This is a genomic window from Nonomuraea sp. NPDC050547 (assembly GCF_044457345.1).
Taxonomy (GTDB): domain Bacteria; phylum Actinomycetota; class Actinomycetes; order Streptosporangiales; family Streptosporangiaceae; genus Nonomuraea.
The window spans coordinates 1-15449 of record NZ_JBITGW010000002.1; the positions used below are offsets into that span (position 1 = coordinate 1).

The 15449-nt window shown below is 71.8% G+C and carries 15 protein-coding genes and 1 pseudogene; 11 read left to right on the forward strand and 5 right to left on the reverse strand.

The features are described 5' to 3' along the window. Positions 1–243: leucine zipper domain-containing protein (locus tag ACIBHY_RS04505; RefSeq protein ID WP_397306242.1), on the reverse strand; the 243-nt coding region annotated here is incomplete at its 3' end. Positions 244–371: 128 nt separating this feature from the next. Beyond that, a complete protein-coding gene (locus tag ACIBHY_RS04510; protein ID WP_397305959.1) occupies positions 372–3803 on the reverse strand; it encodes an AAA family ATPase in 3432 nt (1143 codons plus the stop codon). 207 nt (positions 3804–4010) lie between these two features. Here ACIBHY_RS04510 and ACIBHY_RS04515 point away from each other — a divergent pair. The 8 genes and pseudogenes from ACIBHY_RS04515 to ACIBHY_RS04550 all read left to right on the forward strand — a co-directional run. Then, positions 4011–4205, forward strand: a pseudogene (locus ACIBHY_RS04515) (GTPase); the annotation flags it as partial. After that, positions 4206–4946 carry a hypothetical protein gene (locus tag ACIBHY_RS04520; RefSeq protein WP_397306252.1) on the forward strand — a complete coding sequence of 247 codons (741 nt, stop codon included), beginning with the start codon at positions 4206–4208 and terminating at the stop codon, positions 4944–4946. 15 nt (positions 4947–4961) lie between these two features. Then, the gene (locus ACIBHY_RS04525; protein WP_184961307.1) at positions 4962–5171 is read left to right on the forward strand and encodes a hypothetical protein; all 210 of its coding nucleotides are present in this window, start codon (positions 4962–4964) and stop codon (positions 5169–5171) included. A 4-nt stretch (positions 5172–5175) separates the two neighbouring features. Beyond that, positions 5176–7395, forward strand: a complete 2220-nt coding sequence (locus ACIBHY_RS04530) for a PKD domain-containing protein (protein ID WP_397305960.1) — start codon at positions 5176–5178, stop codon at positions 7393–7395. A 426-nt stretch (positions 7396–7821) separates the two neighbouring features. Further along, on the forward strand, positions 7822–8244 hold the full coding sequence (locus ACIBHY_RS04535) for a hypothetical protein (RefSeq protein ID WP_397256023.1): 423 nt from the start codon (positions 7822–7824) through the stop codon (positions 8242–8244). 58 nt (positions 8245–8302) lie between these two features. Further along, complete coding sequence (locus tag ACIBHY_RS04540; RefSeq protein WP_397256021.1) at positions 8303–8866, forward strand: hypothetical protein; 564 nt, start codon at positions 8303–8305, stop codon at positions 8864–8866. Further along, positions 8859–9449: a hypothetical protein gene (locus ACIBHY_RS04545; protein WP_397305961.1), complete on the forward strand. Its 591-nt coding sequence runs from the start codon at positions 8859–8861 to the stop codon at positions 9447–9449. Before ACIBHY_RS04540 ends, ACIBHY_RS04545 begins: the two co-directional genes overlap by 8 nt. Positions 9450–9455: 6 nt before the next feature. After that, entirely contained in the window at positions 9456–9653 is a 198-nt protein-coding gene (locus ACIBHY_RS04550) for a hypothetical protein (RefSeq protein WP_397256017.1), read from the forward strand. Positions 9654–9705: 52 nt separating this feature from the next. On the opposite strand, the gene ACIBHY_RS04555 is transcribed toward ACIBHY_RS04550, so the two are convergent. Both ACIBHY_RS04555 and ACIBHY_RS04560 read right to left on the reverse strand, forming a co-directional pair. Then, on the reverse strand, positions 9706–10080 hold the full coding sequence (locus tag ACIBHY_RS04555; protein ID WP_397256015.1) for an ATP-binding protein: 375 nt from the start codon (positions 10078–10080) through the stop codon (positions 9706–9708). A gap of 72 nt (positions 10081–10152) precedes the next feature. Beyond that, complete coding sequence (locus tag ACIBHY_RS04560; protein ID WP_397256013.1) at positions 10153–10923, reverse strand: SigB/SigF/SigG family RNA polymerase sigma factor; 771 nt, start codon at positions 10921–10923, stop codon at positions 10153–10155. 177 nt (positions 10924–11100) lie between these two features. Between ACIBHY_RS04560 and ACIBHY_RS04565 the strand changes: the two genes are divergently transcribed. Next, the gene (locus ACIBHY_RS04565; protein ID WP_397256011.1) at positions 11101–11430 is read left to right on the forward strand and encodes an STAS domain-containing protein; all 330 of its coding nucleotides are present in this window, start codon (positions 11101–11103) and stop codon (positions 11428–11430) included. On the opposite strand, the gene ACIBHY_RS04570 is transcribed toward ACIBHY_RS04565, so the two are convergent. Continuing rightward, positions 11427–12122, reverse strand: coding sequence for an ANTAR domain-containing response regulator (locus ACIBHY_RS04570; RefSeq protein WP_397256009.1), 696 nt, complete (start codon positions 12120–12122; stop codon positions 11427–11429). The genes ACIBHY_RS04565 and ACIBHY_RS04570 overlap by 4 nt on opposite strands. Before the next feature lie 60 nt (positions 12123–12182). On the opposite strand from ACIBHY_RS04570, the gene ACIBHY_RS04575 reads away from it, so the two are divergent. Further along, the gene (locus ACIBHY_RS04575) at positions 12183–14012 is read left to right on the forward strand and encodes a SpoIIE family protein phosphatase (protein ID WP_397256007.1); all 1830 of its coding nucleotides are present in this window, start codon (positions 12183–12185) and stop codon (positions 14010–14012) included. Between the two features lie 95 nt (positions 14013–14107). Next, positions 14108–15217 carry a glycosyltransferase gene (locus ACIBHY_RS04580; protein WP_397256005.1) on the forward strand — a complete coding sequence of 370 codons (1110 nt, stop codon included), beginning with the start codon at positions 14108–14110 and terminating at the stop codon, positions 15215–15217. The last annotated feature ends 232 nt before the right edge of the window (positions 15218–15449 follow it).

Sequence of the window (15449 nt, forward strand, 5' to 3'; positions counted from 1 at the left end):
GGCCGCCAGGACCCGCTGCTCGAGTTCGGCCGGGGTGCGGCGCGGGCAGGTGCGGGGTCCGCTGCGTCGTTCCTGCAGCCCGTCCCAGCCCTCCTCGCGAAACCGTCGCACCCACCGATGCCCGCATTGGCGCGAGACGCCCAGTTCTGCGGCCACATGCGCGACCGGACGCCCGTCGAACACGACACGACGAACGAGCAGACATCTGCCGTGGAACGTCAACCGGGCGTTAGCGTGACCCATCAAGACCTCCTGCGTGGGTGAAGTCAGCAACTCCACTACGCCGGAGGTCTTCTTCATGATCAATCAATCATGGCCACGTGTCATCAAGATCATGGCCAAGTACAGCTAGGCCGGTGACGGGCCTCGCGCTAGTTCGGTGGCTGGCCGAGCAGGGCTCGCGCTCGTGTCGCCAGTGAGGTCATGCCGCAGGGGAGCGCGGTCTGCAGCACCTTCTCCACCAGGGGCGCCGCCTCCTCCGGCCGGCCCTCCAGCACCAGCGCCCTGGCCTGGTCGTAGCGGAACCTGGCCAGCTGCGGGCGCATGCCGCCGGTGAACTCCTGCGCCGTCCGCAGCCGGCTCAGGGCCAGGTCGCGATCGCCCGCGGCCATCGCCGCCACCGCGCCGAACCGGGCCGCCGGGCCCATCAGCACCGTCGGCCACCCGGCCAGCGCGACCTCCCGCTCGTGCGGGGTGAACAGCTCCGACACCCGCGCGGCCAGCGCCGTCAGCTCGCTCCCGCCCGCGCCGGCCTCGTGCAGGTTCCCGCACGACTCGGCCAGCAGGCTCAGCGTCGGCACCCGCCAGCCGTGCGGAGGGAACGCCGCGAAGCCCCGGGTGTCGTCGGCCAGTTCGGTGAACCCGTCCATCGCCTCGCCGTACCGGCCGGTCTCGGCGTGCGCCAGCACCAGCGCGGCCCGCCAGATCGGGAAGTAGCCGTGCTGCTCCACCCGGCCCGCCAGGTCGGAGCGCAGCAGCACCTCCAGCTCGCCGCGCTCGCGCAGCAGCCAGTAGACCTGGCCGTCCCAGGTCTGGCGCAGGGTGCCGGCGGGCAGCACCCGGGCCTCCTCCAGCTCCTTGACCGAGCGCTCCGCCTCGCCGAACAACCGGGCCGCCGCCTCGTCGAACCGGCCGCGCCACAGGTCCATCAGCGTGTCGAGGGCGCTCTGCAGCCACTCGCCCAGGACGCGCGGATGGTCGGCGATCTGGCCGCGGTGCCGTTCGACCAGGGCGGCGGCGGACTGCAGCGCGCCGAGCCGCATCTGGTCGATGGCCAGCGCCACCAGGGCCTCGCTGTGGAAATAGGCCGAGCCCGCGCGGATGCCCGCGTCGTGCAGGGACTTGGAGATGCCCAGCAGCTCGGCGGGCGGCGCGAAGTCGTACAGGCCCCAGCGGCACTCGTTGAGCACCTCGCAGCGCACCTCGGGCGGGCAGCCGGGGCGCAACCCGGCCAGCGTACGGCGGGCCAGCTCCGGCCCGTCCAGCCACTCCCCGGCGACCGTGCCGGGGCCGACCGCCATCGTCGCCTTGTGCGCCAGGTGCGCGCTGAGCTGGGAACGCAGGTCGGCGGCCTCCTCCTCGTCGTCGTCGGCCAGCGCCTCGAGCGCGTCCTGCAGCAGGCGCAGCAACTGCTCGTCGACCTGCCCGGGGTCCGTCCAGCGCCTGGCCAGCTGGACCGCTGCGCTCGCGCGCAGCCGGGGCAGCTCCGCCGCCGTGTCGTGGGCGTCGCGGTAGTGCACGCCGGCCGTGTGCATGTCGCCTTGGGCGTTGCGGACGTCGCCCAGCGTCATGAGCAGGCCGAACCTGGTCACCGGGCCGCTGGGCAGGCGTATGCCGTACTCGGCCCAGGAACGCGCGGAGCCGACGCCGAAGGCGGCCAGCTCGGCCCGCGCGGCGGTCAGGCAGGCGGTGGCGACCTGCTCGTCGGGCACGTCGGGGCGGGCCGCGCGGGCGTGCACGGCCATGCGCACGGGAAGGTCCGCGGTCACCCGCTCGGCCGTGCGCAGGTGCTCACCGAGCACCTCGAACGCCCGCTTGTGCAACCTCCTGGCCAGGGCCGGGTCCTCCTCCAGCGTGGCCAGGACCTCCTCGCGCCACAGCTCGTAGCGGAAGCGCACGCCGCTGTGCGCCTCCACCGCGCGCTGCGTGACGGCCTCGGCCTGCTGCCGGTCGGCTTCGGCCGGTTCCAGCCCGAGCACCGCGGCGACCAGCGCGGTGTCGATCTCGCCGCCGCCGCAGGTGATCGCCGCCGCCGCCAGCCACGGCAGCAGCGGGCCCGGCCGCCGGCCGAAGCCGGGCAGGACCGACAGCTCGCCCTCGGAGTCGCGTACCTCGCACAACCGTTGCGGCAGCCCGCCCGTCAGCCGGAACGCCTCGGCCACCTCCCGCTCGGACGGCTCGCGCCCCCAGACGGCGGCCAGCCAGGCGGCCACGTCGAGCGGGCCCAGCGGACCCACGGTCACCGGCGACGCCGGGGCCTCCCGCCACGGTCCCTCCGGCCGTCCCGCCAGCACGAAGCCCACGGCCGCCTCGCCGAGCCCGCGGCGTACCTCGACCAGCAGGTCGCAGGCCGCGCGGCTGAGCAGTTCCGCGTTGTCGAAGGCGACGATCAGCCCGCCGCCCCTGGCCGCCCAGCGCAGCAGGCCGGCCAGCAGCGACAGCAGGCGCTGCCGGAAGTCCTCCAGGCCCGCGGGCGCGGGGGAGCCGGGCATGGCCGAGATGAAGTCGACGAGCGTGCGGTGGTCGGCGGGGGCCAGCGGGTTGTCGCCCGTGCCCAGGTCGCGCTGGAGGCGCGCGTACACCATGCCGGCCAGCGAGCGCCACGGCTGCAGCTCGCCGCTGTCCTGGCAGCTCACCACCACCGTGCGCGGACGGCTGGCCGCCGTGCGCGCGGTCAGCTCGGCCAGCAGCCTGCTCTTGCCCGCGCCCGGCACGCCCCGCACCGCCAGCAGCCCCGGCAGGCCGGTTCGGAGCGCGAGCAGGGCGGCGAGATGCTCCTGCCTGCCAACCAGCTCGCCGGGCACCTCGGGCGCCCGCTCCCGCGCGCGCGTGCCGTCCGGCGGCCGGTGCACGTCCACGCCGTGCTCGTGCAGCAGCAACAGGGAGAACGCCCGGTCCACGGCCTCGTCGCGCGGGTGCCGTTCCTCCAGGAGGCTCTCGGCCGCCGCCGCGCCCTCGTCGCGCAGCGTGCGCATGAAGCGCAGCAGCCAGATCGGGCCCAGGCCGTCGTGCCCCTCGCCCACCGGCCCGGCCAGCAGCGCGGCGACCTCGTCGTAGCGGGCCAGGCGCAGCGCGGTCTGGGCGAGGTTGCGCACGAGGTCCAGGCGCAGCCTGTCGAGTCTGCGCGCGTGGCGCGCGCAGGCCTCGGGAAGACCTTCCTGCCACGACGCGTACGGCCGGCCGCGCCACTCCCCGGCCGCCTTCGCCAGAACGGCCAGCGCACGCGCGTCGTCCCCGGCCCCGAGCCCGAGCAGGCCCTCCTTGACCGCGTACTCGAAGCGGTGGGCGTCGACCACCTCCGACACGTCGCCGTCGAGCACGTACTCGTTGGAGCCCCGCTTGGAGCTGATGACGAGCCCGCCTCTCGCGAGGGTCGGGCGGAACCTGGACACCAGCGGCGCGATGCCCTCGCTGAGCGGCGCCTTGCCCTCCTCCCACAGGGCGTCGGTGAGGATGTCCCGCGAGACGGACCTTCCCGCCGCGATGAGCAGGGTGAGGAGTCTCGCGGTCTTGCCCGGCACTTGCTGCGGGCGCCCGTCCACGATCACTTCCGTCCGGCCGAGCACCCGAATCTCAAACGTCACAGCGTCTCCACCCATCAATGCAAGATCATTGCAATGAGCGGCCCGCACAGTAGTAAACACGGCGATCGATGAAGTTTCTACCTATTGCGGGGGTGTTTGCTGATGTCACCGCCGACTCATTTCTCGGCCGAGCAACTAGAGCGCATAAAAGCGGATGTTCTGCATAAATACGAAAAAGAGGCGGCTAAGCCGCTTTCTGTGGTCATCATGGGGCAGACCGGTGCGGGCAAGTCGTCGCTGCTCAACGTCCTCTTCGGTGCCGACCTCCCGACCGGTGACGTCCGCCCGGTCACCAAGGAGCCAGAGGCCATTCATCTTCCCGGAAAATCCGGCCATTCCCTTACTTTTTGGGATATGCCGGGAATAGGGGAATCGGTCGGCGCGGACGTCGATTATATGGCGATGTATAGGGAGAAACTCATCGGGTGTGACGTCGTCATCTGGGCGCTTCACTCCGACAACCGATCCACCACCTACGAAGCGTCCTGCCTACGCCGCCTCTTAGGCGGCACAGGCGGCACAGGCGGCACAGGCGGCACAGGCGGCACAGACAGCGCGGCCCTGGCCAACAAGCTCACGTTCGTGATGACCAAGGTGGACATTCTCACGCCGCCGTCCTGGATCTTCGCCCTGCACCGCGACAGCGGCGTCTTCGCCCCCGGCGCCCGGCTGGCCGACAAGCTGGCCGCCAAGGCCCTGCACTACGAGGAGGTGTTCGTCCGGCCGTGGGCGCACGCGCTCGTCTCCACAACCTACAACCCCGGCGGCTTCGCCCACAGCGACGACCGGCTCGGCTACGACGACTACACCATCCGCTACCGCGGCTACGTCAGCGCGGAGGTGTGCCAGAACTACCAGCGCCGCTTCCCGGCCGAGGCCGAGGTGTTCGCCCGGCTGCGCGACAACCACCGCGTCCTGGCCTGCTCGGCGCTGTTCCGCTTCAACCTGGCCCAGCTCATGGTCGCCGTGGTCAACAAGCTCGGCCCTGGCGCCACCGCCCGGTTCCGCCGCCTGCTCGGCGAGGCGGAACAGCTGGCCGACGTGCCCGTCGACACCATGCGCGGTCTCGGCAACTTCCTCATCTGGGACGGCGCCCGCAAGCTGCTCGACCTGTCCGACCCGTCCCTTCCCCCGAAGCTCTGAGAGGAGCGCCGATCCATGGCGACGATCAGCGACGACGACATCCTGTACGCGGTCAACCAGCGCAGCAGACAGGACTCCGAATACCGCAGGCAGCTCGACAAGGCCATCAAGCGCAAGGACGAGGACGACATCGCCCGGCTGGTCCGCAAGGCCGTCAAGAAGATCCTCGGCATCCTCGTGGACGTCACCTTCGACATCATCGAGCGCATCCTGGGGAGGTGGTGACCCGATGCGGAAGCGGCGCAAGAGCGGGGACTCCCGCGTCCTGCCGGCGGTGGTGCTGGTCCTGGGCTGGTTGATCACCACCCCGCCCGCGACCACCCCGCCCGCGACCACCTCGGCCGTGCCCACGGCCTCCCCGGTGCCCACGGTCTCCTCGGCACCCACGGTCTCCCCGGCACCCACGGTCGCGCCGACCCCGGCCTCATCGCCGACCGTGACCTCCTCGCCGCCCGCCACCTCCTCGCCGACCTCGGGTTCCTCGCCGCCCGCCGGCTCCTCGGCGGCGCCCAGCCCCGCACCGGCCTCCACGCCTCTCTACCGCGTCGGTGGCATCGGCTGCGACGGCCACCCGCACCAGGAGCAGGCCGGAACCGTCACCCTCACCCGCGACGGCGGCTCACTCAGGGTCGACGTCGAGGTCAGCGACACCCTCTACCCCTCGCGCACCTTCACCGTCGAGGCATGGGAGGAGGCGCCGGGCTGCTATCCCGACAACGCGCTCAGAGTGCCGGGCGTGGGGCTGAGCACGAACTCCTCCGGCTCCGGCTCGACCTCCTTCACGCTGGCCCTGCCGTGGAGCCGGCTGTTCCCCGACGGCAGCACGGTCGTGCTGGGCGACGGCCAGGGCAGCGAGAGCCTCGTCGTCGTCCTGGACAGGGACAACTCGACCGGCGCCGGTGACAGCTACGCCGCCGGGCCCATCCGGCTCGACCCCGGCGGCCAGGCGCACGCCGACTTCACCACCACGCCGGAGGAGTCGGGCACCGACATCAGGTTCGACGCCTCGGCCAGCACCGTGCCGGACGGCGCCACCGCCCGTTACCGCTGGGACTTCGACAACGACGGCGCGTACGACGAGGAGAGCACCACCCCGGTGGTGCGCCACACCTACCCCGACAGCGCGGAACGGCAGGCCGCGCTCACCGTCGTCCCGAGCCAGGGCGCCCCGGACACCGTCACCAAGGCCGTGGCCGTGCCCGCCGACACCGTCGTCGTCCTGTTACGCGGCATCGAGGCGTTCGGCGTCACCCCCAAGGAGAGCGCCTACAAGCTGGTCACCGAGGCCGCCGCCTTCCGCGACCTGCTCAACCGGCTCGGCTGCACCGACCTGGCCGAGGTCGACAACGTCACCAAGCGCTGCAACACCACCGACCGGGCCAGGCTGCACTGGTCCCCGTACTCCTACCGCGGCCCGAACGGCCAGGCCGCCCCCCTCACCTACGGTGGCGCCGACACCTGGCCCGCGCTGAGCACCACCTCCGCCCACCTGGACCGCCAGATCAGGGAGATCGGCCGCGAGCACCCCGGCGCCAACGTGGTGCTGGTGGGCTTCAGCGAAGGCGGCACCGTCGCCGCCCGCTGGGCCGCCGACACCTCGAACACCTCCACGCCCATCGTGACCATCGACTCCCCGCTCTACGGCTTCTGGCCCGAGGACCGCGGGAGCGTCTGGCCCGAGGACATCCTCAACTACTGCGGCATCTCCGTCCCCGGCAACAAGGTCGCCGCGCCCGGCCCCGACTGGACGTTCTCCCAGGTCTGCACGCGCTGGGACCAGTTCGGCTTCCGCAGTCCCGTCTCCTACGACTGGCGGGCAGGGCGTTCGTTCGGCGAGGGCGGGCAGTTGTCCAGGGCGGTGCCGTTGCAGCTCTTCAGCGCCACCAACCTCAACGACCTGGTCGCCCCGCCGTGGTGGGCCCTGTCCCCGCTCGCCGACGGCAACCGGATCACCACCTGCTCCAGCCTCGCCGACGGCCACCACAGCTGCGCCCTGCGCGACGCGGGCGTCCTGACCGCGGCCAAGGGCGTGGTGGACGCCTCTCTCGCCGCCGCCAAGCACCGCGAACGGCCGGACGTCGCCCAGACCAGGGCCGGTTGGGGCACGAGCCTCGGCTCGCAATGGTTCGACGGTCACACCGCCACCGTCACCGCCCTGGGCGGCTTCGGCAGGATCGTCTCCGTCGGCCACTTCGGCATCGGCGACGGAGCCGCGGCCGGCCGCCTGACCTGCACGTGGACCAGTGCTTCCCCCGCGCGGAGCGCCCCGCTGACCGTCACGGACTGGACCGCCCGCTCGTACGTGGTCTTCTGGCGGCCGCCGGGCGTCAACATCCTGTTCCGCAGCCGGGTCCGCGTCCTGCCGTACGGCAACGGCGACACCTACTCCGCCGACGTCACCGGCAACGACTCCAGCCTCCTCCTCACCCCCGACCCCTGCCGCCCCTGACCTCCATCCCCGGGAATCCCGAACACCCCGGCCGAGCCGGGCAGCCCCCGACAACCTCGGACACGTCGGGGGCTGCCCGGCTCGGGGGAGACCACAAGACTTCCCCCGCCGCCCCGCCGCCCCGCCGCCGTGCCATCCCGCCACGCGCCGCTCCGCCGCCTTACGGGGCCGCCGCTCCGCTCGGGTCCCGGTCCGCCGCCCCGCCGGCGTGCCGCTCTGCTCCCCGCCGCGCCGCTGCTCCACCGCCCCGGTGCGGCGCTGCAGGGGAAGTGGATCCGCATCTCGGTAGGGCAGGGTCCGGGGTGGAGGGTGTTCGGAGGGCGGGGAACCGGGGGGAACCGGGCAAATCCGTACGACGTCCCGGATCCGCACCTGCGGGCCCGGGACGTCATAGCCTTGGGCGCACAGCCGAGCGGAGGTGCGGGGTTGGGGCGCAGGCCGACGATTGACCGGGACGAGCTGGCGAGGCTCGTCGCGCAGGGGCTCAGCGTGGCGGAGCTGGCCGGGCACTTCGGGGTCAGCGAGTCCGGGGTGCTGCAGGCCAAGCGTTCGGCCGGGCTGGTGAAGGGGTTGCTCGACCACAAGGCGGCCCTGCCGTGGAAGGTGGCGCGCGAGCACACCCAGTCCGGCCCCGCCACGAACCTGCGGAACCTGTCGGCGGCCGCGCAGGGCAGAGCGCCCCAGCCGGAGCGGCTCAACACCGCCCTGCGCTGGGCGCAGCGGCTCGTGGACAACGACCTGGACGTGGCCTACGACCCGGCGGAGGGGTTCAAGGAGGTGCCGGTCGCGGGCGTCTCGCATGTCGCGGCCGTGCTCGCCGCCGCCAGACAGGCCCTGGCCCGCGAATAAACCCTCTCGTTCAGGGCAGCCGAAGGTCTCAACCAAAAGAGACCGGAGGCGATGAGAGATGACCGCCGAGACGTGGATCTGGGTGGCCGTTGTCGTGATCGTCCTGGCGGCGGTCGCCGCCGTGGGTTACGTGGTACTGCAGCAGCAGAAGCGGAGCAAGCTCCGTTCGCGGTTCGGCCCCGAATATGAGCGCATCATGTCCGAGCATGACACCCGGCGCGAAGCCGAGCAGGACATGCTCGCACGTGAGCAGCGGCACGCCGAGCTGGACATCCGGCCGCTCAGCCCCGAATCCCGGGACGCCCACGCCAGGCGCTGGACCGAGGTGCAGGAGCGCTTCGTGGACGCGCCCGGCTTCGCCGTCACCGAGGCGGACCAGCTGGTCACCGCGGTGATGGCCGAGCGCGGCTACCCGACGGAGGACTACGGGCAGCGGCTGGCCGACCTGTCGGTCGCGCACGCCGCGACGCTCGACCACTACCGGCAGGCCCACCAGATCAGCGGACGAGCCGCCCACAAGGAGGCCTCGACCGAGGAGCTGCGCCAGGCGATGGTGCACTACCGCGCGCTGTTCGAGGAACTGCTGGAGGAGACGACCCGGGAAGGGCGACGAGATGGCTGACCATGACCGCCGCGAGGACGAACTACTCGTCCCCGCCCCGCGCGACGACGACAACGCACCCGACAGCAACGCACCCGACGACATCAGAAACGACGACACCGAGCACGGCAACACCAGAAACGACGACTACGACACGAGGGCCGTGTACGACACACAACCCTCATCCGCTCCGGTGGAAGCTCCGGTGGAAGCGCCGGTGGACGTGACCGAGGAACACGAGGCCGACCAGCGCCGCGAGCCCTACACCCTGCCGGCCGACGACAGCGTGCCGCCGGCGCCGCCGTACCCCACAGCCGTCGAGACGGCGCGGGGGAGCGGTCAGGAGTTCGGGGACGGCGCGTACACGAGCGGCCGGCTGGCCGACCGCTGGCGCGACGTCCAGTCGGGCTTCGTGGACGACCCCAGGGCCGCCGTGGAGCGTGCCGACGACCTGCTGGAGGAGCTCCTGCAGGACGTCACCCGTCAGGCCGGCGAGATGCGCGAGAGCTGGAAGAGCCAGCAGGACACCGAACAGCTCCGCCTGGCCCTGCGCGAGTACCGATCCGTCATGGAGCGCCTGATGGCGTTCGCAGAGAGGAAGTGACCCCCCATGCTGGCCATCGTCTCAGCGATCATTTTCGGCCTCGGCTTCCTGCTCGACCTGCTGAACACCAGGATCGCGGGCGGCATCACCGGGACCACGTTCATGCTGCTCGGTCTGTGCCTGCTGGCCCTTCACCAGGCCGGCATCGGTACGGCGAGCATTCGCGGCACCGCCGGCTCCTGGCGGGGGCGTAGCAGGCGCTGACGCGTCAGCGAACTCCCGCCGCGGTTCGCGGCGGGAGAACGGCACCAGCGCGTCACCCTTTCCCCGCGAAGCGGAGAACGACCGTCGTCCCCTCCTCCTCAGGATGAAACTGCACGCTGGCTGACAGAAGCCGCGCCACCCACAGCCCCATGCCGCGGGTGGCGTTCGGCGCTGGACGGGTCCGGCCGTAGTCCTCGTCGGTCCAGACGCCGCGGTCGCGGATCTCGATGACCAGGTCGCCGCCGTCGCTCCAGGAGCGCACGCGGGCGGTGGGCGAGCCGTGGGTGACGGCGTTGGTGGCGACCTCGTTGACGGCGAGCACGAGATCGCCCGCCTCGTGGTCGTGCAGTCCGGCCTCGCGGGCCCGCGCCTCGGCGAAGAACCGGACTTCGGGCAGGCCGCTCAGGGTGAACTCGAATCCGGACACGGGGGCACCCGGCGGGGGGCCGGGCGCCCTCGTGCGCGGGTCGGTCTCTCCGTTCACCCGATGGCCTGCCAATCAGCTGGTGAGGTCCTGCCGCAACTGGTCGAGGACCTTTCTGAGAATGCGGGAGACGTGCATCTGCGAGATGCCGAACTCCGCCGCGATCTCCGCCTGTGTGAGATTACCGAAGAAGCGCAGCAGCAGGATGTTCTTCTCCCGGTGCGGAAGCGCGTCGATCAGCGGCTTGACGGACTCGCTGTCGACGAGCTTGCTGAGGGAGTCGTCCGTCTCCGGGATGACATCGCCCAGAGAAGCGGCGTCGTCGTCGCTGCCGAGCGGCGCGTCGAGCGAGAGCGTGCTGTACGCGGCGGAGGCGTCGAGCGTGAGCAGGACGTCCTCCTCGCTGATGTTCATCTTGGCCGCCAGTTCGGCGACCGTGGGCGCACGCCCGAAGTCCTGGCTGAGCTCGGAGACCAGGCGGTTGAGCTCCGAGCGGCGCTCCTGGTAGACGCGCGGAACCCGGATCGCCCAGGTGCGGTCGCGGAAGTGCCGCTTGACCTCGCCGGTCATCGTCACCACCGCGTAGCCCCTGAAGGCGTGGCCCAGCGTGGGATCGAAGCCGTTGACGGCCTTCATCAGGCCGACGTAGGCGGCTTGGAGGAGGTCCTCGATGGGCTCGCCCCGGTAGCGGTAGCGGCGGGCGATCTCCATGGCGAGCGGGCGGTGCATCTCGACGATGCGTTCACGCAGCCGCTCCTTGACGCTGTCGGGGGTGTCCGGCTCGGTCGTTTCGGCCAAGAGCTGTTCGGCGGTCAGCTCTTCGAGGGCGTATTCCTTCACAGCCATTGCTGCTCCTTGGTCCAAGCCATGGAACGGCCGTCCGCCCGGAAAAAGCGAAAAAGCCCAGGCAGAGGCACGCCTCACAGCGTTGCAGACGGAAGCCCTCTGCTGGACTTCGAGGATGATTATCCCCGCTTTCGCCGGAAGTATTCCACCTATCTCAGGTGACAGTAAGGTTGCCTCGTGACACTGACCCTGACGTCCTCGCCCCAGGACGGGCTGACGGTGATCCGGGTGGACGGTGTCCTCGACGCCACCACGCGCGATCAGTTCGCCGACTATCTGTCGGCCGCCGGCCCCGACCTCGTCCTGGACCTGTCCGGCGTCACGTTCATGGACTCGCGCGCGCTGGGCCTGATCGTGCACCAGTGGCAGACCAGCCTTGAGGCCGGTTCCCGCTTCGCGCTGATCGGCGTGCGGTACAGCACCGCCAAGGTGATGTGGATCACCGGGCTGGCCAGCCGGCTGCCGCTCTACGACACGCTGGAGGACGCCAAGCGCGCCCTCGCCTAGCTGTTGCCGCTGTGCTCCTCCACCAGCAGCTTGGCCAGGTCGGCGACCTTGATCTGGTGATGCTGGGAGATGCGGCGCAGCTCCTCGAACGCGGCCTCGGCGGAGCAGCCGCTCGACTTCATGATGATCCCCTTGGCCTGGTCGATGATCGCCCGGCCGGCCAGCGCCTCCTGCATCTGCGCGGCGTCGGTGCGTACCTGCTCGAAGTCCCACAGGTTCGCCATGGCCACACTGACCTGCTCGGCCAGCATGCCGGCCAGGGCGTGGGCGTCGTGGCCGGGCAGGACGCCGGGCCGTACCGCGTAGAGGACGACCACGAGCAGGACCGGGTCGACCCTGATGGGCAGGGCCAGCACCGAGCGCACCCCCCAGCCGACCGCCAGCCCCGCGTACTCCGGCCAGCGGGGCTCGCGCAGCAGGTCGGGAGCGCTGATCGGGCTGCCGGTGCGGCGCGCCTCGACGCTCGGGCCCACGCCGAGTTCCCGCTCGCCCTCGACGAGACTGATCAGCTCGCTGTGGGAGCTGGCGACGAGCACGCGCTCCCCCTGCCACTGCTCGGCCGAGCCGCCGGAGCAGCCGGGCACCCCCGCCGCGACCGCGTTGGTCAGCCCCCGCAGCACGCTCTCGGTCGAGTTCTCGTTGTCCAGACGCCCGAGAGTCGCAAGCTCGCGGGCCAGCACCATGGTGTCCATAACGAGTGGGAACCTTCCCTATATGGCCGTCTTAATCCCTGATGGCGTAGCGTCGGCGTCATGACGACCCCGCTCGAACGCGCCCTCGACTCGCTGACGGAGCGGGTGTCGTCCCTCCGCACGGCCAGCACCGCCTACCCCGATCAGGCGGGTGAGACACTGGACGCCGCGCTCGCCGAGCTCGACACCGCGCTCGAACTGCTCGCCGAGGCCCGCAAACACCTCCGCCAGACGCCCAAGCAGGGCGCCAAGAGCGGCGCGCAGCGTGAGCTCAAGCTGCTGCGCCAGGTGCTCAGGGTCCTCCCCGTCCCGGTGTTCGTCCTCGACGGCGGCGCGGTGATCAGGCGGATCAACGCCGAAACCTCCCGGGTGCTCGGCAGCCCCGACGGCTACCTGGTGGGGCGCGCGTTCCCGCTGCTGGTGGAGACCTCGCGCCGGGCGGCGTTCCGCTCGCATCTGACCTCCGTGCTCCAGACCGGGCAGTCTGCCACGTTCGAGACACGCCTGAGTCACCAGGGCCGCACGCACACCGTCCAGCTCGTGCTCACCAGGCTCACCCTGCCGGGCGAGCCGCAGCCGCTGGTCGCCGCCGTCGCGCTGCCCACCGAGCTCCAGATTCAGGGGTACGGCGCCGCCGCCCCCGCCGCCTCCCGCCCCGACGCCGCCCTGCTCATGGCCGCGGCCCGCCGGCAGGAACTGCTGGCCGAGATGGCCCGCATCCTGCTGGACGAGGAGAGCCTGCACCGCCCGGTCGCCCTGGCCCGCGCCGCCAGGCTGCTGGCCGCCGACTGGGCCGACTGGGTGATCGCCGACGTCGTCCGCGACGGCGTGGCCCGCCGTACCACGGTGCTCGCGCCCAAGGACGAGCCTGTCGGCGAGCTGGCCCGCCTGGTGGAACGCGCGGACCCGCTGGCCGGTCCGCTGGTGGCCCAGGTGATGGAGCAGGCGACCGGCGTCCTGCACGAGATGGTCGACGACGAGTCCGTGCTCGGCGCGCACGCCGGCGGGCCCCTGCTGACCGCGATGGGCGCCGTGTCGGTGATGTGCGTGCCGATCGGCCCGGGGGAGGGGGCGCTGACGCTGGTCAGGACTCACAACCGGGCACCGTTCACGCTCGGCGACCTCGGCCTGATGGAGCAGGTGGGCGTCCAGCTCGGGCTGGCCGTGCGCGCCCAGCGCAGCTTCCAGAGCAGCTCGCGGGCGGCGGACGCGCTCACCGCGAGCGTGGTGCCGCGCACGATCCCCGAGACGCCCGGCTTCGAGGCGGCGGCGATCTACCACCCGGGCGCCTCGGTCGGCGCCGAGTTCTACGACGTCTTCCCGGTCTCCACCGGCTGGGGCTTCGCGCTCGGCGGCGCGGCGGGCAAGGGCGAGGAGGCCGCGTCGGTCAGCGCCATGGTCAGGGGCGGGCTGCGCGTGCTCAGCGTGTGGGAGAAGGACCCCGACCAGGTGGTCAGGCGGGTCAACGAGGCCATGGTGGCGCAGGGCGGCGGCATGTTCGTGATGGCGCTGGCCGGTTTCGTGAACGGCCGCCGCCTGACCCTGTCCTCGGCGGGTCACCATCCGGCGGCGCTGGTCTCGGCCGACGGCTCGGTCCGCTTCGTCTCGGGGGGCGGGGTGCCGCTGGGCATCGCGCCGGTGGCCGAGACCGCGAGCGAGGAGCTGACGATGGCCTCGGGGCAGACGCTGGTGCTCTACTCCGACGGGCTGGTCTCCTCCAGGAACGAGCGCGGCGAGCCGTACGGGGAGGAACGGCTGGCCGACGTGCTGGGCCGGCACGCGGGCCGCCCGCCCGCGACGGTGGCCAAGGCGGTCGAGGACGATCGGCACGCCTTCTCCGGCGGCCAGGTGTGGGACGAGATCGTGATCCTGGCCTTCCGACCTGCATAGGTTTGCGATCGGGGCGAAACAGGGTAGACATAGGGGCGTAGATCGCGTGCCTAAGACGCAGGCACACCTTGAACGCGCTATCGCTGAGGTGTGCCATGAATATCGCCATTGTCGCTTCGACCACCGGCAACCAGCGGCGTCATCTTCTCGCCGCCGCCCGTGAGCTCGGACACGACCACCGGGTCACCATCTACTCCCGCCGCACCAGCGCCGAGCCCAAGCAGCGCACCCGGCTCACGCAGGGCGTCACCATTGAGCACATCGACGCCGGGCCGGCCCGTGACCTGCCCGCCGACGACGTCGTCTCCTATCTGCCCGAGTTCGGCCGCTACCTGATGCGCAGGTGGAGCGCCGAGCGGCCCGACGTCATCCACGCCCACTCCTGGACCGCGGGCCTGGCCGCCGTGGCCGGTTCCGAAGGAATGGGCGTGCCGGTGACGCAGACGCTGCACCCGTCCGGGGCCACCCATCTGAAGCTGGAGCAGGCGCTCGGCCGCCGCGCCAGCGCCGTCATCGCGGGTTCCGGCGACGAGGAGTCGGCGCTCATCCGGCTGGGTGTGCCGCGCCGCAGCATCGCGGTGATCCCCGCGGGCGTCGACGTCAGCAGGTTCCGCCGCCTGGGCGCGGTCGCCGCCCGCGGCACCCGCAAGCGCATTCTGCACGTCGGCTCGCTCACGCCCGGCATGGGCGCCCACACCGCCGTGCGCGCGCTGAGCGCGATCCCCGACGTCGAACTCGTCATCGCCGGCGGCCCCGACCCCGCCGACCTGGACACCGACCGCGAGGCGCGCCGCCTGACCGACCTGGCCGCCAACCTGGGGGTCGGCGACCGCGTACGCCTGCTGGGCCGGGTGCCGCGCGCTCAGGTGCCGCGCCTGATGCGCAGCGCCGACGCGGTGATCACGCTGCCGCGCGAGGTGCCCAGCGGCGTCGTCGCCCTGGAGGCCATGGCCTGCGGCGTCCCCGTGATCGCCTCGGCCGTCGGCGCCCACCTCGACTCGGTGGTGGACGGCGTCACCGGCTTGCTGGTCCCGCCGGACCGCCCCGCCCGTACCGCGCGGCTGGCCCGCACGCTGCTGACGGACATCACGCTGCGCACCGCCCTCGGCTACGCGGGCGCCGACCGCGTCCGCTCCCGCTACTCGTGGGAACGCATCGGCCAGGAGCTCCTGCGGGTCTATGAGGACGCTCTCGTCCGCGCATGATCACTCAGACGTACGGCGGCGCCGCCCGGAGATCCCGGCGGCGCCGCCCGCATGTTCCGGACGGGCCGAAACGCGGGCTTAACGGCCCTCTCGATGGCGATTGTCCATGTCAGGTGGGATATGGCCTGTCTAGGGCTCTCACACGTGATTTTTCCGTCGTTGACAGGCTTCGCAACTGATGTTTATTTAGGCTTGCCTTGCCTAAGTTTAGTAAGGCGAGCCTAACCTTTGG